The following is an 18,716-nucleotide window of genomic DNA, read 5'->3' as shown; positions in this document are numbered from 1 at the left end:
CCCCCCTGGTCGGCGTCATCCTCACATGTTGCCGCGTCAGAGTAAAGCAAAATACCGACTTCTAGTAGCGCCGCTCCTGAGCCGCAGAAAACCACGGCAGAATCACACGGAAACGAGATCGTAACCGATCCGTTATCCATTCCCCTACAACCATTACGCTCGCCGAATATTATCGTAACCGATCCGTTATTCACCCCCTTGCAACCATTACGCACGTCAATCAAACCCTGCCCATTTTGTTTTACACAAACCCCCCATACTGGGTCACCCATAGGGATCTTTGATGCCGATTTAGACATAGGTCCGATTTGCCAGGATGGACATTTGGTCAGGTGAGGCGTCTAATCAAGGCGGGGACGATCTTGGCCATTAGTGCAGTCGAACGGCATTCAAGCCCCCTTGCAGGCATACTCAAAGAGCCTGCTTGTGTGATTACTCGCATGCCATCGCGTCGCATCTGACCATCCAACGATGGGTGTTTCCCGGGATGATCCATACGCTCGCGCGGCCATAGAACAATTCCTTTGGAGCTTCAATGAAGAATTCCCTACGTACCCTCGCAGTCGGCGGCACCGCATTGGCCGCAGCCGCATTGCTGGTGACCGCCGGCAATGAGACAACGATCTCGGCTACACCTATTGCCGACGAGGGCCCGGGATACGCGGTAGAGACCCATGACTACCCGCTGGCCGAAAAGATCCTCGCCGAGAAGAAGATCCTCCTGAAGCGCGGTGACGGCCACATCACCCTGGCTGACTGCGCCAGCGAGTCCGGCCTCCTCGAGGTCTTCGCGCGTGCCAAGGAAAAGGTTTGCTTCAAGGTCACCGGCAACAGCGGCTGGCTGACCCTGGAGATGCCCGCGGTCTACGGCATCCGGGGCAGCGCTACGCAGGCGGCCGAGGTCGACATGACCGTAGGGGCGGAGGAGAAGTCGTTCGACGTAGCCAAGGAGGTCTTCACGCCCGTGGGCGAGACTGCGGACGAGCAGGGCCGCGACCACATGCTCGTCGAAATCAGGACCTCCAAGTAACAGCCGAGCCCATCGACGTCCACCAGCCCTCTGCGTCTGTAGCCCGAGCAGCGGACGCAGAGAGCCGCGACTTCATGCTCATGGAGATCAGGACCGCAGCCGCCCGGCACCCGCATGGCAGTGCCCTCGTGGATCTGCCTGGATCGCCAACTCCCACCTTTCAGTACGTGCGCACGACCTCGTTCGCGCGTGCCCGTGTCCCGTTTCGAAGGAAGAAGCATGTCTGCACCCCGTCCGCGCCCCGCGCGGACAACCGGCCTCCTACTCACCGCCGCCACGGTCTCGGCAAGCCTGGTCTCTGCCGCTCCGGCCTTGGCCGTTGCCGGTCCTGATTCCGCCGCCGGCTCGTACGCGTACCTCGCGAAGCTCAACATCGGCGATGAGGACAACAGCCGTGCCTGTACCGCGGTGCTGATCGATCCGCGCTGGGTCCTGACCGCCGCCAGCTGCCTCGCCGCGAAGCCCGGCGACGCGGTCGTGGCCGGGAAGCCCGCGCTGAAGACCACCGCCACGTTCACCGGCCAGACCCGCGAGGTCGTGGAGGTCTCAGCGAGCGCCACCGACCGCGACCTGGTCCTGGCCCGCCTCGCCACCGCCGTCACCGACATCGCCCCCGCCAAGCTCGCCACCACCGCCCCCGCGGCCGGCACCGACCTGACCGCGGCCGGATTCGGGCGGACCAAGACCGAATGGGTGCCCGACAAGGCACACACCGGCGCATTCACCACGGATTCCGCGGCCGCCACGACCCTGGCGATCACCGGCAAGGGCACGGACGCTATCTGCAAGGGCGACACCGGCGGCCCGCTCCTGAACGCGGCTGGCGAGCTCGTCGCCATCAATAGCCGGTCCTGGCAAGGCGGCTGTCTCGGCACCGACGCCACCGAAACCCGCACCGGCGCCATCGCCGCCCGCACCGACGACCTCGGACAGTGGATCGACCAGGCCGCCGCCCCGCGCGCCGGGAACCAGGTATCCCTGCTCGCCGGTGGCGGCGGCGGAGCCATGTGGTCGCAGTTCGGGGACCTTGGGTACGGGGAGTACGGCCCGTCCTGGGCCAAGGTCGACGGCAAGGACGTCTCTCGGGTGGCCACCGTCCGCGACGGCGAGACCGTGCGTGCCTACGCCATCGCCGGCGGCCGGGTGTACTCCCAGGACCTCGACCTCGCGGCGACCGGCAAGTGGTCGGGCTGGGGTGAGGTCCCCGGCGGCGGTGCGGGAGCCAAGGACATCGCCGCCTCTCTGGTCGGCAGCTCCGTGCACGTGCAGATCGTCGGCTCCGACGGCAACCTCTACTCGCAGGTCGCCGACTACAAGGCCGGCCGCTGGAACAACGCCTGGACCGCGGTCGGTGCATCCGGGCTGACCCGCGTCACCAGCGCGCCCGCCGGCCCGATCGTGCGGGTGCAGGCCATCGGCGGCGGCCGTGTCTACGGACGGGACTTCGACACCCGCAACAACAGCTGGACCGGGTGGGGCGAGATCCCCGGAGGCGCCCTCGGTGCCAAGGACATCTCCTCCAGCACGATCGGCAACAACGTCCACGTGCAGATCATCGGCAGTGACGACGCCCTGTGGACCCAGTTCGGCAACTACGACGCCGGCCGCTGGAACGACACCTGGGCCAAGGCCGGCGGTACTGGCCTCACGAACGTGTCGAGTGCCGCTACCGGCACGACCGTCGAGCTCTACGCGACCGGTGACGGCGGCAAGGTCTACAACTCCCAGTTCAACACCACGACCAGTACCTGGAGCGCCTTCACTAGCGTTCCCGGCGGCATCACGGACGCCTCTGACGTGGCCGCCGGAATGTCCATCGCCCCCTCGAAGGTGACACTGGCCGCAGGCGCGGGCAACGCCCTGTCCATCCAGAACGGCACCCTGGCCACCGGCGCCTTCGGCGCCCAGTGGGGCAGCATCGGCGGCCACGCGATCACCAACCTGGCCAGCGCCGACACCGGGAACACGATCCGCTACGTCGGTGTCGCCGGCGGCAAGGTCTACGACCGCGAATACACCCCCAGCACCAACACCTGGGGCACCTGGAACGAGGTCCCGGGCCAGGCCGGCGGCGTCAAGGACGTCTCTGCCACGATGATCAACAACGTCCTGTACGTCCAGGCCATCGGTTCCAGTGGTGACCTCTACTCCCAAGTCGCCGACTACAACGCCGGCCGGTGGAACACCGGCTGGACTCCCGTGGCCGGCGGAACGGGCCTGACCAGCATCTCGAGCGTCAAGGCCGGTCCCTTCGTCCGCGTCGTCGCCATCAACGCAGGCAAGGCCTACAACCGCGACTTCGACACCCGCAACAACACCTGGTCCAGCTGGGGTGAGATCCCCGGCGGAATCACCGGCGCCAAGGACATCGCGGCCTCCCGCGTCGGCGCCACACTCCACGTCCAGGTCATCGGCTCCGACGGTGCCCTCCATACCCAGGCAGGCGACTACCTCGCCGGAGCGTGGAAGCCCACCTGGACCAAGATCGGCGGCACCGGCCTGACCCGCATCTCCAGCGCCACCGCCGCTGGCAACATCAACGTCTACGCCATCGACGCCAGTGGCACGGTCCAGAACACCACCCTCGACACCACCCGGGGCAACTGGACCACCTGGCGTCAGGTTCCGGGCACCCTCACCACCCCGACCGACCTGACCGCCACCACCACCAAGTAACACAGCACTCAACCAGCACCGCCGGCCCCGCCCGCACCAGAAGTACCACCTGGAGCAGGCGGGGCCTTCAGCTTGTCGTTCATCCACTGCATCGAACTTCGTTAAGGGAAAACCCCAGTCCTGCCACTGAGTGCCCTCGGGCTCAGAAGTACTCAGCCCGCTGTGCGGAGAATTCAGCCCCGTTGGCCCCGTCGGTCCCGGGCGAGAGCGTCTGATCCGGCCCGGCATTCCTGTCGGGAGGCTTCTCGGCCCCAGGGTGCCGGGCGGCCTGGGGTTGGCCGAGCAGGCGGGTGGCTTCGCGGGAGGTGGGATTCAGAGCCTTGCTGAGGCCTCCGCGCGGCGCCCTCCGGGGCTAGGGAGAGCCCCACGCCCCAGTGGACGCCGCCGGCGTGCGGGCGGCCTAGAAGTGGATCTGGCTGCTTTGGTGCCGCGTGCTGGTGGGCAGGGAGAGCGGGAAACCCCGGTGCTGGCTGTGCGTCCGCTCACTACGGTGAGGAGTCTCGGCAGGGAGTCGAGCCCAAAACGTGGAGGGCGGCGGCGATGAAGCGCCTTGAGCTGGTGATCGTTCAGTTTGAAGAGATCAAGCGCCTCATCAAGGGCGGTCGGGTTTCGCAGCTCCGGCTGGCCCACATCCTGCTCGATAGCGCCGTCGAACTGATCATGCACCGCATGGCTGAGGACGAGCTCGACCGAGAGAGCTTCTACTTTGAGCGACTCAAGCAACTTCGCCGGCTTGAAGCCCACCGCCAGAGCGACGACCCAATCCGCAACAAGTTCGCGGCCACAGGCCCGAGCAGCGACGAGCTCCACGCAGAGATCCAGCGGCTCGAAGGGAAGGTGACCTCGCAGAGGCAGCGGGACAAGATCAACGATGTATTCAACCGAAAGATCGAGTTCCTGGTCGGCAGGAAGAGGCTCCCGAAGGATTTGGGGCCGGTGTTGAAGAAGCTGCACGAGTACCGGAACGAGACCTACCACCGTGACCAGCACCGGATCGAGGTGATCCGTCCGGCGGTCTTGATCTACTTCGACGCCGCCTGCACCGTCCTCGATCACTACACCCCAGGAGTGCTGGTCGACGACCACCTGATGGACCCGGAGCTGGAGCGCTTCCAGTCGGACACCCCCGGCTATCAGGACCCGTTCCACTTGCCCCGTCGAGTTGCGAAGCAGTTGCGGTCGGAAGTGGGCCTCGTTCTGGAGGTAGTGCGGACGGCGCTGGTCGATCACCTTCTCGGGCGCCTCGACGATCTCGAATCTGGGCTCACCTACATCGAGGAAGGCCTCACAGGCGGCGCGATTCCCGGCGACGGCATCCGGGCGGTGCAGGTCAAGGACGAAGATGTGGAAGCGATCTTCGACAACGAGGTAATGCGGAGTCGGCCCTACCCACGCACCATGGACGACGTCAGGTCCTGGATCGATCGGGCCAGGGCGATGGAGGGCTTGGAAGACAAGCACGCGCTCTTCACGGAGTTTGCTGCCCTTGAGGACGCGTTCGAGGATCTTGAGCAGAAGACTCGTGAGGCGGTCTGGCGCCTCGACGAGGTGGTGAACATGCGCTGAGACAAGCTGCCGTCCGCCGTCGGGGACGCGGGGCCCACTTCATCGAGGTGAGCCCCTCCGCACCCAGTACTACGAGGCGGTCTCCACCGTGGCACCGTCGACCCAGCGGGCGAGGAGGCTGAAGGCAGTGAGCCTCCGGCCGGTAGCTGACGCACGCAAGCACCAGCAAACCGGACGGAGGGGTCTCCTTCAGATAAGGAAGCGATCAGGAACACCACAGGTCAGGCGGCCACACACCGGGAATTCCGGTGGCCATCAGCCTGGACTCAACTGGCCGCACACCTGGACTTTGCCACGGCCGCCGACGATGTTCTGCAGGAGGTGTCCTCGACGGCTCCCGCGGCCTCGTCTCCCCAGGCCCGTCAGCACGCGGTCGGGCTTGGTCGGCCAATCGCCGCTGTACGCCCGTTGGCTCCGATCCAGTCAGGGAAGTGAGCCACAAGTCCTTGTGCGACTGGAGCCCCTGCTCGCCGGAGCTGTGACCTCCTCTCTGAACCAGTTCGTCGCTTTCGGCCAGTGGCATGGTCTTTTAGGTCAGCGCTACCGAAGGCCCCGGCTCAGGAGACGTTGTCACCCCACTCTGGAATCCAGTGCAGTCGCCGCCCGGCAAAGGGTCGGCAAGCGATCGGAACACTTCGGGGGAAGGAGCACATCATGGGGGTACGAGGGCGAATGCGCGGGACCGGTATCGCAATGGGGGCCGCGGTGGTGGCGGTAGCAGTGACATCTGGGCCGGCGGCGAGCGCCGACCAGTGGCGGCCTCGGCCGGGGACCTTGTACATCTCCGACCTGCCCAAGACCGAGTCGTGGCGCGCTGCACCGGTCGCGCGGGGCTGGGGCATGTCTCACGAGTGTCTGGCGAACTGGCCGGAAGGCATGCCCGAGGTAAACGTCTGGCACCGGGACTTCAGCACCGCGGAGACCGCCTACGCCGAGCAGAAGGTGGTGGTCTTCGCCACCGAAGCGGAAGCCATCACCTTCGCGGAAGAGACCCGCAAGAGCTACGCCGAGTGCGCGAACCGCCCGCAGGAACCCGGGGTGACCGCCACCGGTTACGACCACGGCGTACTCGACGTGGAGGAAGGGGCGACGTTGCACGGGATGTACACCTTCGACGCCGAGGCGTCCGACCGCCCGCACTTCAACTACCTCTGGGGCGTCGGCCGCGACGGAGACACTGTCACCCTGAACATGTGGCAGAGCTACTGGGGGGACCCGCCGGTCACCGAATGGAAGAACACCTTGCGGACCGCCGTGAACAAACTGTACTGACCCGCCACGCGGCAGGCGGAGCGTCCCCACCCGGCGTCATGAGAGGCGTTACCGCAGTCCAGGGCCACAACGCGAGCTCTGTTCAGCGAGCGTGGAGCCCGCCCGCAGCACAGCTGGCTCACGTACGGCACGCTCCGAGAGCGGGTCGGCCGGGTACGTCCGCGGTCCATCCGCTGACCCGTGCCCGTGCCGACCTTCACCTCACTGACCTGCGGCGGTCCGTCTTCAGTGACACAAACAGCCATCGGTCCAAGTTCGATGGCAAACGGGGCCCGCCTTCGCTGTCACAGGTCATTCGGGGCGAGGGCCTGGGTGTCGCAGGCATCGCAGAGGGTCGCGGCGGGGTCGTTGGCGGCCGTAAACCGGGCCTCAGCGGTGGTCAGGGTGGCGCCGGTCGGCCCCTGGATGAGCCAGCAGTCGCTCTCGTGGATCCGGATGACGAGGCCCTGGTTCACGCCGATCCCCCGTACGCGCTCGCAGAGCCATCCGGCGGCACTCGCTGGAACCGGCGGAGGCAGTGCGGGGACTGCCGGCGGAGCTTCGGCACGTTGTCGTAGGAGGTCCCGGGGGCGGGGCGGACCCGGTCGGAGGGGACGTCGATCTCGATCATGTCCTCGGTCAGGTCCTGGCCGGTGCTGGCGGTGCGGCTGAACCAGGCCCGCAGGGCCACGCGATAGATCCACCGGCCATCGGCTGTCTGCCATCTGCGGACGAGCCGGGCGCTGACCTCGCCGTCCGGCAGTCGCACCCGGACCGGAGGAAGTGCTCCGGCCTGGGGTGAGTGGGGGGCGGCGGGACCGCGAGGTGCTGGACGACCTGCCATGAGCCACATATTCGCTCAAGTGTTCCACGGTTGGCAAACGCGGCAGCCGTCGCCGACTGCCCAGGCGGCAAGCGGTCGGGGCGCCTGCGTGATGCCGCATGTCGTGGGAATGCCGGGCCCGCGGAGCGGTTTACTTCACTGCGCCGCCCTTCGGAAGGACTTGACCACGACCACCCCCACCCCCGCTCCGCGTCCGGGAATCGCGACCTGGAATCCGGACCAGGCCGGCCCGCGCCGTCGTTGCCATCGAGCATGTGCGCGATATGGGGTGGGTGGGAACCCTCTTTCCCTCGGGGTGGATCAGCTGCGGTGTGACGTGGGGTGAGGTGGGTTCGTTGAGCTCCTGGGACTCGTTCTCGGGGGTTGTGGCTCTGCGGCGGGTTGTTGCACGACTCAATGCAGGATTTGCTCATGCGGGCGTTCCCCGTGGTGATGCCGTCCGGGCAGAAGTGTTGGCTGTCGTGCAGGTTCGCGCCCGAGATGCCGACGGACAGGGGCTGGGCAGACTGGTTCACTCGGTGATCAACAACTTCGCTCAGTACCTCTGAACCTCGTCGAACGGGCTCCCCCGCCGCCGAAACCTCCCGTAGGTGCACCCCCGGCGGCGCGGAGTAGCGTGGGTAGTGGTGCACCGCCCGGCCGCCGGCTGCATCTCATCCTCTGCACAAGGAGGACACGAACATGTCCAGACAACCCCACCGACCATCACAGAAGAACGGCGTGCTCGGCGTGGCGGCGTTCGTTTTCGCATTACTCCTCGGACTCACTGGAGCGCTGGTCCACGCCCCCCGTGCGATCTCCGAGGAAATTCAGGACCTCCGTAAGGGGGAATGCTTCAACACGGCAGACGATCTGAAGGACTACGACAAGAACGACGGCCGTATCGCCGCCCCCACGGTGGACACCGTGCACTGCGACGAGCCCCACAAGGGTGAGGTGTTCGCCGTCTTCACCCTGCCCGAAGGGCCGTTCCCGGGGGCGAAGAAGATCGTCACGCTCGCCACGAACAAGTGCACCGCCACGACGGCGCTCACCGACTACGTGGGCGCCGCGGAACTCCCCGACACGCTGCGCATCTACTTCTACGGCCCGCACCCCTCGGCCTGGGCCTTCGGCGACCGCGACATCGCCTGCTTCTTGGGTGACGTCAGGGGCTCCAGCACTGGCTCGGTCCGCGCCTCCGCCCCCTAGGTCCGACGGATTATTGCCTGCTGCAGGCGAGTCTCGCGCAGTGATCCGGTCGAAGTGCTAGTTGCCGACTCTGCAGGAGTTCGTTCAAGCGCTCAGGCTCTGCACAGGACAGTCGGACGCAGCCGTGCCGATCCGAGGCAGTCACATGATCCGTCGGACACTCGCGGGGCCCCTCAGCCTAGCGATGCACCGCATCTGACCCCGTGCGCTTGATCCACCGGGCGAACTGAAGGTTGCTGCGGGCCCGGACGCTGATCTACGTGGAGGGCCAGTACCTGTGGTCCCGTCGCGTCGTGGACTGCTTCGCCCGGGCACTGCGCGCATGTCCGCAGCTGGCCGCCGCCATCTGTTCCGTTCCGGAGCAGGACGTCCAGCGGATATCACGCGCGCTCGCCGAACTCGGCGTGGAATCCGGCGCTACCACCGACCGCCGAACGCCCACTGCACCGGGACGCCCGCCGAGGACAGCGAAGACGGCGGCCTGCATCAGCGATAGCGCCACAGTGTTGCACCGGCCAGCGTTCGCGGCACCAACGCTGAACTGCACAAATTGCCGTTGCCGCGGCACTCGCCACAGAGTTTCCCCCAGAGAACCCCCTCTGCCAGGAATGCAGAGTCCTGGCGTCGGCGCCGACTGGAGGTCCTGCGCGGCCCGGGCGCTGACCACCTCCTGGACGCTGTGCCCGATGACCACCGACCCCGACACAACCACGGAGTGGATGGAGCACTGGACCGACGTCCCCGGCGTCGAGGGACTGGTCCTGAAAAACGTCACCCAGAGCTACCGCCCCGGCGCCCGCGGCTGGTGAGTTGACTGCACCAACTCGTCCGACATCTGGTGCGGTCTTCGATGGGGAAGGCTATCGCCATGGCAGTCGATCGCAGTCAGCTGTTGTCTGGACGAACAGGCCCTACTCTGGCCGGTCGTGTGGTGCGGACCGGTCAGCCGGTGGTGCCGTACCTCCTCCTCGACGCAGCCGGCGAGCCGATCGGGCCGGTCTCAGACTGGACCACGAACCTGATACTCGGGGACGCCAGCCAGAACACCTGCCGGGCGTACTGCTACGCCCTCCTGTCGTGGTTCAGGGTGCTGTGGACGATCGAAGTGGACTGGCAACGTGCCACTGAGGGTGACGTCGCGGCGATGGTGGGCTGGATGCGTGCGGCCAAGAACCCGCATCGTGCCCGGCGCCTGGAATCGGCCCCGGCGGGGTCGGTCAACCCGAAGACCGGCAAGCGGTACCTGCCTGACCGCTACGGCGACTCCACGATCAACCTGACACTCGCGGCCGTCCACGGTTTCTACGAGTTCCACGCGCACCTCGGGGCGGGCCCGGTCCTCAACCCCGTGCCGGAGTCCCGGCGCGAGGCCATGCTGAACCGGCACCGTGCACCGGATACCCCGAGGTCCCCAGCCCGCCGCGGCCGACTGCGCCAGAAGTCCTCCCGGCCGGCGCCGCGGTCACTGCCTGACCCAGCTTGGGACGAGTTGTTCGCGGCGATGAGAAGCGACCGGGCCCTTCTGTCGTGCTATGTCAGCTCTGGGGCGCGGGCCACCGAGCTGCCGGGCGTGCGCCTGACCGACATCGACTGGCCGGGTCAGCGCTTGTGGGTGGTGTCGAAGAGCACGGGGGTTAGGCGGGTGGCCCCGCTGTCGCCGAACGCTTCGCTGTGCCTGGCGCGGTACGTGGCCGGCCGAGGCCCGGCCGATCCGCACGCGGTGGTGTGGCGCACCACCCTTCGCGGCCAGGACCGCCCGCTGACGTACTCGGCGGTGCGGCGGGTACTCCAGCGCGCAAACGAGAAGCTGGACACGAACTGGACGCTCCACGATCTGCGGCACACCGCCGGTGTCCGGATGGCCAACGACCCCGCCCTGACAATCACGGACGTCCAGGCCATTCTCGGGCATACCGACATCGCCACGACCACGATCTACACGGTGCCGCGGGTGGAGGAGATGTTCGACCGCCTGCAGACCTTCTACACCCGCCCTCGGGCGGCGCTCACGCTGCCGGCCGGATATGACCCACGCGACATGGAGACGATCTTCGGTGCCCTGCGGACTCACAAGCTCGACGGCCAGGACGACCCGGCGGGAACTGCCGCCACCTGAGCTTGTCGTTTGACGTCCGTCACGCGTAGGGGATGACGGCCCTCGTAGGCTTCTTCGGCGAGCCACCGTGTCGTTCACGGGGGCGTCAGTCCTCCGACCCCAATCCCACGTCTGTAGAGGTCGTGGCTGTCCAGTAGGCCTGCTTCACGCTCCGGGGTGCGGGTGATGATCTCGCCGCCGTTCTCCAGCATCACGATCGAGGCGAGCAACATGCCACGCATCAGGTCGTGCATGATGAAGTTGTTGGTGGAGCAACAGGTGTCATAGACCCTCTGCGTGAATGCCTCGAACGTCTTGATGTCGACGTCGGCACCACCGCGTTCGTTAGGTGTCACGCCGGTAGGCAGTCCCAGCAGGTCACCGGCACTATGCGCGATGGACACGTATTCCAGCAGTGCGGTCCATGAGGTCCGGCCGGTCTCCAAGGCGGCGACGATCGAGTACGGCCAGCCGGGCACCATCTGATGCTTGCCCAGACCCCGGCCGAAGGTATGACAGAAAGACCGGTCCGAGGAAGTGTCGGCGTCCGGCCGCAACCACGGGGAGACGTCCACGGCCAGCACCAGCCGACCGTCGCCGGCTCGCGGAAGCGGGACGCTGGTCAGTGCCCGCCTCAGCCGGGCGACGTTGATCCGACCGTGGTTGATCCCCGAGTACAAGGCCCCGTGCCCGCGCCGATGCTCGGGAGCGGGCGCAAGGTCCACGAGGGTGCGGACCGGACCGTCGGTGCACAGCAACGCGTCGCACAACTCGAAGAGGGCGTCGCTCCGGGCAGTCAGGCAGGCATACGACTCCGAGCGGAACTCCGTCACCACCGTCAACGGGTCTCGTTCAACCGTGTGCTCGACGAATCCCACGATCCCGGCCTCCGTGCTGCGCTGTCGCTCAGCTCAGGATCCGCCCGCGGCGCCTCACACCGCTGGTGAACTGGGAAAACTCCGAACAAGTTCGACCCGCGTTCGATTCCGGACCATAAACGACAAGCTGAGGGATACACGGTGATCCCTCAGTGCTGGGGCACATTGCACCGATTGGGGAGTCTTGAGTTCACATATCGGCATTCAGCGGGCGTTCCGCGGCGTCCCCCTCGAGGATCGTGACGGCGATGCGGAAAACATTTGCTCAGAAGGTTTGCACTCGGGTCGTCGGCAGATGATGATCTCCTGAGCAGGGGGCGAAGGGCGTAGCAAAGTTCGGGTCGTTCCCGGCTCGGCGCCTCTTGTCCACCGTCGCGTCTGCCGCGTGCATCGAGGCCGGGGTGCCGATTCGCGCTCCCATGCCCTGAGAACCAGGCACCGTGCGGCCGGCTGTCCCTGGGCGGCCTGCCGGACCCGTTGCCTCACCATCGACTTCCCGCTGTTTGCGGGGGGTCTCGCACTTGAAAGTCAGGACCCATTGAAGAGGACTCTGCGGAGAGCCGTCTCCATAGCCACCGCCGCGGCCGCCGTCGCAGCCGGTCTCGGTGTCATGGCGGGCCCGGCAGCAGCAGTTGCTGCCGATCCCATCTCCGGACATCCCCAGGACGAAGTACTGGCGCCCGGTACCTTGTGGCAGAACGGGGTGGGGTTCGGCGTCTCGCGCGGCACGATGCTCTACGCGTTCTCCACGAAGCCGCTGGACGGGCCCGTAGCGGCGGCCGACGGACTGCCCGCCTCCTTCACCAAGCCGGCCCACATATGCGAGAAGGTCGCAGGGGCGACCTCCGTCTACGCCTGCTCGGTGGCGAACATGGACGCTCCCAACCTCTCCATCGGCAAGGACACCGTCGACATGACGACGGTCTACCAGGGCTACGCCTACGTGCCAGAGGGCGGGGACCTGAAAGCCGGGATCAAGGCGGCGCAGAGCGCCGGCACCCGCCCCGACGGCCCGACCGGCGGCTCGGCCAAGGTGACGGTGAAGACCCTGCAGCGGGCCGCCCGCAACACGGTCACCTTCCACACACCCGATGTACCGGCCGGCAAGTCTGTCGTGCACCGCATCGACGTGCACGCCCTGGACGCGGGCTGGCGGAACCTCGTCTACCTGCCGGGCACAGGCGCACCCGAGTGGGGATCCGGCTCGCTCGCCCGGCTGAGCAATCTGCGCACCAGCAAGGGCATGTCCTGCACGCTCGAGCCGGCCCTCACCCTGCGCTGGACGAACGCCGACTGCCGCTATACCGCGGGCGAGCACTGGATCGAGTTCACCGTCACGGTGCCCAAGGGCAGCGGCACGACGCCGCTCGTCGTGGACAGCACCAGCAGCATCTACACCTCCACGCCCAATGGCGGCTACCGGCGCGATGCGGCGCCCTTCAAGGTGGGCAGCGGGCCGCTCCAGCGACTCCACCACCTCCTCGCCCGCGACGGCAGCGGCCAGATGTTCCTGTACGGCGCGAACGAGCAGGGCTCGCTGTCCAGCGACAGGATTCCGATCGGCGGCGGCTGGAACACCTACGACCAGCTCACCAAGCTGACCCCGGTCACCGAGCAGCTCCTGTTCCCGCCCGGCACCCCCGCCGCCGCGATGGCAGGGAACGGTGAACTCGTCGGCCTTGACTCCGACGGAGTGCTCTGGCAGTACCAGCGCCAGTTCTCCGGCACGAGTTCGTACGCTCCCCGCACCCGGGTCGGCCATGGCTGGAACGTCTACAACCAGCTCATCGGCGCCGGTGACCTCTACCGCGACGGCAAGCCCGACCTCCTCGCCCGCGACGCCGCAGGCGTGCTGTGGCTGTACAAGGGCACCGGCAACCCGACCAGCCCCTTCCACACCACCCGCATCCGGGTCGGCGGCGGCTGGAACACCTACACCCAGATCGCCGGCTCCACCGACATCACCGGCGACGGCCGTCCCGACCTCCTCGCCCGCGACACCACCGGCGTGCTGTGGCTGTACAAGGGCAACGACAACCCGGCCAACCCGTTCGACGCCCGCACCCGCATCACCTCGGGCTGGAACGCCTACAGCCAGTTCAGCATCATCGGCGACGTCACGGGCGACAACCGCGCCGACCTCGTCGCCCGCGACGCCGCGGGCGTGCTGTGGCTGTACAAGGGCAACCACAACCCGACCGCCCCGTTCGGCTCCCGCACCCGCGTCAGCTCGGGCTGGAACACCTACAACCGGATTCTCTGAGGACGACCCCGCCCCTGTGGCCGGGACCAGTCCGGTATCGACCGGCACTGGACCGGCCACAGGGGCCGCCCTCGCAGCGGCAGCACGAAGCCGACCTCGGCAGCGCGGCGCGGGCTCCCCGCGGCGCCGCCGACCTGAGCGGCTGTCAGAGGGCGGGTGTGCGCCAGCCGGTGAGGCCGGCTTCGTCGGCGTTCTTGAAGCCGACTGCGGCCGGGGGGTCGCCTTCGGCCGCCAGGTGGACGGTGCACTGCGTCACGGTGCCGCCGGGCGCGACCGTGTTCTCGCCTTCGCCGGACGGGCAGTCGGCGATGCCCGGGCCGCCGAGGAGTTGTGCGGGCAGGCCGCCGAGTTGCTGGCCGCCCTGGGTGAGCAGGCGGACGCTGCTCGCCAGCATGGGCGAGTAGAGCTCGCCCTTACCGGGATTGCCGTAGGAGAAGCGCCCAGCGCCCAGGCCCAGCCGAGGTCTCCCGGATGGAGTTGCAGCGGCGTGCGGTCGTCCTGCCAAACGCGGAGGGCATCCACGACCCCGGTCAGCCCATCGACGCCGGGCTCGTTCAGAACGATCGTCATGTCCCGCATCTCACACCATCGCGGCGACCGGCCGCACCCGGTTTTACTCAGCCAGTCAGATCGACAGGACACGCCCTGGACGTACGGGTGGCGGGCTGGGGTTGCCGGGTGGCTGTACCAGTTGGGGTAGAGCCTGCAGAAGCATGTGTCGAGCTGTCGTACGTACGTGGGCGCCGTACGCGAGCCGTTGCGGCGTCCGCTGCTGGGCTGTGTGACGGTCCGCTTCGAGGACATCGATCAGCGGGCCGGAAACGAAGCCAAAGCAAGATCCCACTGGTCAGCTGCGTGAACCAGAGCAGCTGTGTCTACCCGAGCCTCCACGAAGTGCTGGTAGATGTCTGCTCCCTTCTCCCCCTGCTGCCATGGGGGTGCCGCCTCCATGGACAGGACAGGTGCACGCGAATGACTGCACCGTCGTCACTTCGACCGACGAGGCTGAAGGCCAAGACCGGCTCGACGAACCACGTGTCCGGGGACAGGTGGCCGTCGACATCCGGCCCGGTCGCCTCAACCGTCCCCGCAGCCACCGCGTGCAGCCAAGCGGACACCTCACGGGCCTCATCGGTCAGCAGACAGGGATCGGTGAAAGACCAGATGCCCTGCGGAGCCGTCGCAGTGCCGCCGAGGACCAGCCAGTTGTCATCGTAGGAGTCGCCGCGGACCTCGGAGAACTGGTACCGCAACGGGCGGAGCTCGCGGACCGTAGGTGGGGGTTACCCCCTGGGAATTGGGAGGTCAACCGTAGTGAGGGGGTCGAGTGCTGCGCCTAGCGTCTGACGGGTGAGACACATACGACTGGCACCCCCGACCGCGACGCCCCCCTCCCACCGCCCCGAGGAGACCTCGTGATGACCGTGGCCTCAGCCATCCGCCGCGCCTCCGCCGTGGGCCTCGCCCTCGCTGTCTGCCTCGGGGTCGCCCCCGCCACGGCCACGGCGGTCCCCGGCACGCAGAAGTCCGCCTCCGGACTCGACCGCTACTACAACCAGCGGCTGGGCTGGGGCAGCTGCGCCGAAGGCCCGGACGACACCATGGGCCGTGGTCTGGACGCGGCCGGCGTGCAGTGCGCGGACGTCACCGTGCCGCTCGACTACACCGCCCCCCGGGGACGTACGATCACCGTCGCGATTTCCCGGCTGAAAGCCACCGACACCCGCCACCGCATCGGTTCGATCCTGCTCAACAACGGCGGTCCTGGTGGGACCGCCTTCGAGTCCCCGCCGGAGTTCCACGCCTGGATGAAGGAGACGGGACCGCGGTACGACATCGTTGGTTTCGACCCGCGCTTCGTCGGCCGCAGCACCCCGCTGGACTGCGGCTGGCCCGTCGGCACCAGTCTTTCCTCGGGCGGTCTCGACCGGGCGGCCTTCGAGCGCCAGGTCGTCCTCCAGAAGGACCTGGCCGCCAAGTGCCGTGCCACCGACGCCGCTGTGCTGCCGCACGTCAGCACCCGCAACACGGCCCGCGACATGGACGTCATCCGCGGGGCGCTCCGCGAGCGGAAGATCTCCTACTTCGGCTACTCGTACGGCACCTACCTGGGCACCGTCTACACCCAGATGTTCCCGGGCCGCACCGACCGCATGGTCCTGGACGGCGCCATCGATCCGCGCAAGTTCGGCCCCCGGATGCTGCGGGAGGCGGTCGGCGAGAACGAGCAGGCACTCGCCGACTGGGCCGCGTGGGCGGCCCTCCGCAATCACACCTACGGCCTCGGCCGCACCCGCGACCAGGTCCTCGCGACGATCGACCGCCTCATCGAAGAGTCCGCGCGCCGCCCGCTCACCGTCGGCACCGGCCCGGACACCTTCCACCTCGACGACACCCTGGTCCCGTTCGTTCTCGTCGCCGGCATCGACAACGACACCGATGCGTCCCGGGCGGCCCTCGGTGAGCAGGTGTCCGTACTGAACCGGGCGGCCGCAGGGCAGCCCACCCGACTGTCGCCGCAGTTCGCCGGAATCCTCCGCCTCGCGACGACCGGTGAGCAGTCCCACCACGGCAGCGTGCAGTCCGCGGTCATCTGCGGGGACGTGGCCGCCCCGCGCGACCCCGAGGTCTACTGGCGCGACATCGAGCGGAGCCGCGCCGCGTACCCGCGCCTCGGTCCGCTGGTGAACAACATCGGTCCGTGCGCTTTCTGGGACCGGCCCCGCGAGGAGCCCACCGAGGTGAAGCGCGACGCCAAGGTGCTGATCGTGTCCGCCACCGGAGACCCCCGCACCACGCACACGGGGGCCGTCGCCCTGCACGGACTGCTGCCCAGCTCCAAGCTGCTCACGCTCAAGGACGCCAACCGGCACGCGGTCTACGGCCTTTACGAGAACGCCTGCGTCGACAACGAGGTCAACCGGTACCTGGCCACGGGCAAGCTGCCCACCACTGACCAGACCTGCTCCCGGAAGGCCGGAGCGCACTAAGTCACGCAGGGACGCCGAGGGGCGGCTGTTCGAGCACGCGGGGCTTGTACTCGACCAGCTGGATGCGGCCGTCGAAGGTGCGGTGCTCGATCATCTCGAGGGCAACGTCCGGATAGCCGTCGTAGATGCGTTCTTCGCCCGTGGCCCCGGTGATCACCGGGAACATGACGACCCGGAAGCGGTCGACCAGTCCGGCTCGCAGCAGGGACCGGCACAGGCTGAGGCTGCCGATCGTGCTGAGGAGCCCCGAGCCACTCGACTTCATGGCTCGGACCGCCTCGACGGCGTCGTCGCGGACGAGCGTGGAGTTGGCCCACGTCAGTGGCTCCTCGAGTGAGGAGGAGAACACCACCTTGGACGCTTGCGTGAGCTCGTCGACGGACGCTTCTTCTTCGGGCCTGAACTCGTCTTGGCCCTTGGGGACCTGGCCTGCAGCGAAGCCCGACATGAGGCGGTAGGTGTTCGCTCCCATCAGGTAGGTGGCCTCGGGCTGCTCGCCGAGCCATGTGAGGTACTCGGGGCCCTCGAGGCCCCAGAAGCCGGGCCATCCCTCTCCCGATGCGTAGCCGTCGAGGGAGGTGATGAAGTCGACGAGAAGTTCCGACATGGCGGTGTCCTTTCCTGGGGTGTCACGAGCTTGGACTGGCCGGGAGCCACGAAGTCATCGGCTGCGCTGTGGAGCAAGGAGAAACCCATGAGTACCTGATCCATATCCCCGCTTTTGGCGGTCGTGGGGTTCTAGGCTGGGGAAGTATCCGAGGGATCCGATCGGCTCGGAGAGCCTGCTTGTAGGGGTTGCGGTGACCGGCTGGGGCCGGCCTCGGTCGGATGCGGTGTTCTGCTCGACGGCGTGTCGTGCCAGGTCGTGGCGGAGCGCCGGTTGCGGCGGCGGGTGCAGGCGGAGTTGAGCGGGTCGGGCAGGGTGGTGTGTCCCGTGTGCGGGACGGCCTGGGTGGCCGAGGTGGATCGGCGGTCGGACGCCGTGTTCTGCTCGCGGCGGTGCCTGATGAGGGTTTGGCGCTCCCGAAGCCAATCGTTCGACGAACGGTCACAGCGACCGCTGGGCGAACGCATCTGAATCGGATTTTCGGTTCTGGTCCAACTTCTGTGGAGCGGTGACGCTCAGTGTTGCTGAACAGTCCTGTGCACGGTGTGCCACCACGACCGATGGTGGTGTCGGTGGGACGGTCGGCAATGCCGGACATGGCAGATCGCAGTCCGGTCCTCCGGATCATCAACTCAGCGGCCCGGGAGTCCCTGAAGCCGCTCGGACTAGCCCACTGAGGGCGGTCGCGGCTGTGGATTGATGACCACGGGTGGTGGCTCGGGGTTGTGGAATTCACCCCACCGCGGACGGCTGGCAGCGGTCTGTACGTCGGAGCGATGCGGCTGTGGCACGACGTGGACCACCTGGCCTTCCATGTGGACGCAGCCCGCACCGGCACCAAGCTGTTCCGCACCGAGGACCAGTTCACGCCGCTGGCGCTCGACCTTGGCCGACAAGCTGCTGCGAACGTGATCGCGCTGAGGGAGAAGTTCCCGGCGCTTCCGAACGTCGCCCGATACCTGACGTCCAGGCCGGTGCGGTGGGTATTCCTCTGGGACAGCTTCGACGCCGGGATCGCAGCCGCCCTCATTGGGGACCCGGACATGGCCCGCGATCACTTCGAGCGAGTCCTGCCCGGATGGGAAGAACGCCGGTCGGCCCGCGTACTACCCCTGCCGGTAACGACCGGGGAGGGCCTCCGCCTGGTCGCCGGTGATGCTCAGGGCCCCGCCGAGTTCTGCGCTCTCCATCGACCACGCGGCGCCGGCCGCGTCGTAGCCGATGCTCCTCGCGAGGATCTCCAGCCGGGACGGGCCGCCTTGAGGGCCACGGCGGGCGAGGTGTCGACGAGGCGCCCAAGAGCCTCATCGGTCTGCGTCAGGAGG

At 67.5% G+C, this 18,716-nt stretch carries 14 protein-coding genes and 1 pseudogene; 9 read left to right on the top strand and 6 right to left on the bottom strand.

The annotated features are described in order from the left end of the window. Positions 1 to 535 precede the first annotated feature (535 nt). The 4 genes from AC3IX6_RS39090 to AC3IX6_RS39075 all read left to right on the top strand — a co-directional run bounded on the left by AC3IX6_RS39090 (position 536) and on the right by AC3IX6_RS39075 (position 6,544). Positions 536 to 1,030 (top strand): hypothetical protein, encoded by a 495-nt coding sequence (locus AC3IX6_RS39090; protein ID WP_489368050.1) that lies wholly within the window; start codon positions 536 to 538, stop codon positions 1,028 to 1,030. Positions 1,031 to 1,249: 219 nt separating this feature from the next. Then, positions 1,250 to 3,706 (top strand): trypsin-like serine protease, encoded by a 2,457-nt coding sequence (locus AC3IX6_RS39085; protein ID WP_489368049.1) that lies wholly within the window; start codon positions 1,250 to 1,252, stop codon positions 3,704 to 3,706. A 540-nt stretch (positions 3,707 to 4,246) separates the two neighbouring features. Then, entirely contained in the window at positions 4,247 to 5,272 is a 1,026-nt protein-coding gene (locus AC3IX6_RS39080) for a hypothetical protein (protein ID WP_489368048.1), read from the top strand. 840 nt (positions 5,273 to 6,112) lie between these two features. Further along, complete coding sequence (locus AC3IX6_RS39075; RefSeq protein ID WP_453603576.1) at positions 6,113 to 6,544, top strand: hypothetical protein; 432 nt, start codon at positions 6,113 to 6,115, stop codon at positions 6,542 to 6,544. Between the two features lie 284 nt (positions 6,545 to 6,828). Here the strand turns inward: AC3IX6_RS39075 and AC3IX6_RS39070 are convergent, their stop codons facing one another. Next, positions 6,829 to 6,999, bottom strand: a complete 171-nt coding sequence (locus AC3IX6_RS39070) for a DUF6233 domain-containing protein (RefSeq protein ID WP_489368047.1) — start codon at positions 6,997 to 6,999, stop codon at positions 6,829 to 6,831. Beyond that, positions 6,996 to 7,292 carry a hypothetical protein gene (locus tag AC3IX6_RS39065; protein ID WP_489368046.1) on the bottom strand — a complete coding sequence of 99 codons (297 nt, stop codon included), beginning with the start codon at positions 7,290 to 7,292 and terminating at the stop codon, positions 6,996 to 6,998. The genes AC3IX6_RS39070 and AC3IX6_RS39065 overlap by 4 nt, the downstream gene beginning before the upstream one ends. Positions 7,293 to 8,048: 756 nt before the next feature. On the opposite strand from AC3IX6_RS39065, the gene AC3IX6_RS39060 reads away from it, so the two are divergent. The 3 genes from AC3IX6_RS39060 (at position 8,049) to AC3IX6_RS39050 (ending at position 10,674) form a co-directional block, all read left to right on the top strand. Then, a complete protein-coding gene (locus AC3IX6_RS39060) occupies positions 8,049 to 8,558 on the top strand; it encodes a septum formation family protein (RefSeq protein ID WP_489368045.1) in 510 nt (169 codons plus the stop codon). Between the two features lie 608 nt (positions 8,559 to 9,166). Next, positions 9,167 to 9,367 (top strand): hypothetical protein, encoded by a 201-nt coding sequence (locus AC3IX6_RS39055; protein ID WP_489368044.1) that lies wholly within the window; start codon positions 9,167 to 9,169, stop codon positions 9,365 to 9,367. A 59-nt stretch (positions 9,368 to 9,426) separates the two neighbouring features. Beyond that, positions 9,427 to 10,674 (top strand): tyrosine-type recombinase/integrase, encoded by a 1,248-nt coding sequence (locus AC3IX6_RS39050; RefSeq protein ID WP_489368043.1) that lies wholly within the window; start codon positions 9,427 to 9,429, stop codon positions 10,672 to 10,674. Between the two features lie 74 nt (positions 10,675 to 10,748). On the opposite strand, the gene AC3IX6_RS39045 is transcribed toward AC3IX6_RS39050, so the two are convergent. After that, positions 10,749 to 11,531: a DUF6086 family protein gene (locus AC3IX6_RS39045; protein ID WP_489368042.1), complete on the bottom strand. Its 783-nt coding sequence runs from the start codon at positions 11,529 to 11,531 to the stop codon at positions 10,749 to 10,751. 538 nt (positions 11,532 to 12,069) lie between these two features. Here AC3IX6_RS39045 and AC3IX6_RS39040 point away from each other — a divergent pair. Continuing rightward, positions 12,070 to 13,794 (top strand): FG-GAP repeat domain-containing protein, encoded by a 1,725-nt coding sequence (locus tag AC3IX6_RS39040; protein WP_489368041.1) that lies wholly within the window; start codon positions 12,070 to 12,072, stop codon positions 13,792 to 13,794. Between the two features lie 145 nt (positions 13,795 to 13,939). Here AC3IX6_RS39040 and AC3IX6_RS39035 read toward each other — a convergent pair whose 3' ends face one another. Both AC3IX6_RS39035 and AC3IX6_RS39030 read right to left on the bottom strand, forming a co-directional pair. Beyond that, on the bottom strand, positions 13,940 to 14,188 hold the full coding sequence (locus tag AC3IX6_RS39035; RefSeq protein WP_489368040.1) for a hypothetical protein: 249 nt from the start codon (positions 14,186 to 14,188) through the stop codon (positions 13,940 to 13,942). A gap of 413 nt (positions 14,189 to 14,601) precedes the next feature. Then, positions 14,602 to 15,047 (bottom strand): annotated as a pseudogene (locus AC3IX6_RS39030) (WapI family immunity protein). A gap of 165 nt (positions 15,048 to 15,212) precedes the next feature. Here AC3IX6_RS39030 and AC3IX6_RS39025 point away from each other — a divergent pair. Beyond that, positions 15,213 to 16,784, top strand: a complete 1,572-nt coding sequence (locus AC3IX6_RS39025) for an alpha/beta fold hydrolase (protein ID WP_489368039.1) — start codon at positions 15,213 to 15,215, stop codon at positions 16,782 to 16,784. Position 16,785: 1 nt separating this feature from the next. Here the strand turns inward: AC3IX6_RS39025 and AC3IX6_RS39020 are convergent, their stop codons facing one another. Continuing rightward, positions 16,786 to 17,391 carry a dihydrofolate reductase family protein gene (locus AC3IX6_RS39020; RefSeq protein WP_489368038.1) on the bottom strand — a complete coding sequence of 202 codons (606 nt, stop codon included), beginning with the start codon at positions 17,389 to 17,391 and terminating at the stop codon, positions 16,786 to 16,788. Positions 17,392 to 18,716: the final 1,325 nt, after the last annotated feature.

This window comes from Streptomyces sp. GL_141 (assembly GCF_057834385.1).
This window is presented reverse-complemented; position numbering and strand designations above follow the sequence as displayed.

What these genes read in the sequence shown, in the direction of transcription:
- AC3IX6_RS39090 (WP_489368050.1), top strand. Translation starts at nt 536, where the DNA reads ATGAAGAATTCCCTACGTACCCTCGCAGTCGGCGGCACCGCATTGGCC.
- AC3IX6_RS39085 (WP_489368049.1), top strand. Translation starts at nt 1,250, where the DNA reads ATGTCTGCACCCCGTCCGCGCCCCGCGCGGACAACCGGCCTCCTACTC.
- AC3IX6_RS39080 (WP_489368048.1), top strand. Translation starts at nt 4,247, where the DNA reads ATGAAGCGCCTTGAGCTGGTGATCGTTCAGTTTGAAGAGATCAAGCGC.
- AC3IX6_RS39075 (WP_453603576.1), top strand. Translation starts at nt 6,113, where the DNA reads ATGTCTCACGAGTGTCTGGCGAACTGGCCGGAAGGCATGCCCGAGGTA.
- AC3IX6_RS39060 (WP_489368045.1), top strand. Translation starts at nt 8,049, where the DNA reads ATGTCCAGACAACCCCACCGACCATCACAGAAGAACGGCGTGCTCGGC.
- AC3IX6_RS39055 (WP_489368044.1), top strand. Translation starts at nt 9,167, where the DNA reads ATGCAGAGTCCTGGCGTCGGCGCCGACTGGAGGTCCTGCGCGGCCCGG.
- AC3IX6_RS39050 (WP_489368043.1), top strand. Translation starts at nt 9,427, where the DNA reads ATGGCAGTCGATCGCAGTCAGCTGTTGTCTGGACGAACAGGCCCTACT.
- AC3IX6_RS39035 (WP_489368040.1), bottom strand. Translation starts at nt 14,188, where the DNA reads ATGCTGGCGAGCAGCGTCCGCCTGCTCACCCAGGGCGGCCAGCAACTC.
- AC3IX6_RS39025 (WP_489368039.1), top strand. Translation starts at nt 15,213, where the DNA reads ATGACCGTGGCCTCAGCCATCCGCCGCGCCTCCGCCGTGGGCCTCGCC.
- AC3IX6_RS39020 (WP_489368038.1), bottom strand. Translation starts at nt 17,391, where the DNA reads ATGTCGGAACTTCTCGTCGACTTCATCACCTCCCTCGACGGCTACGCA.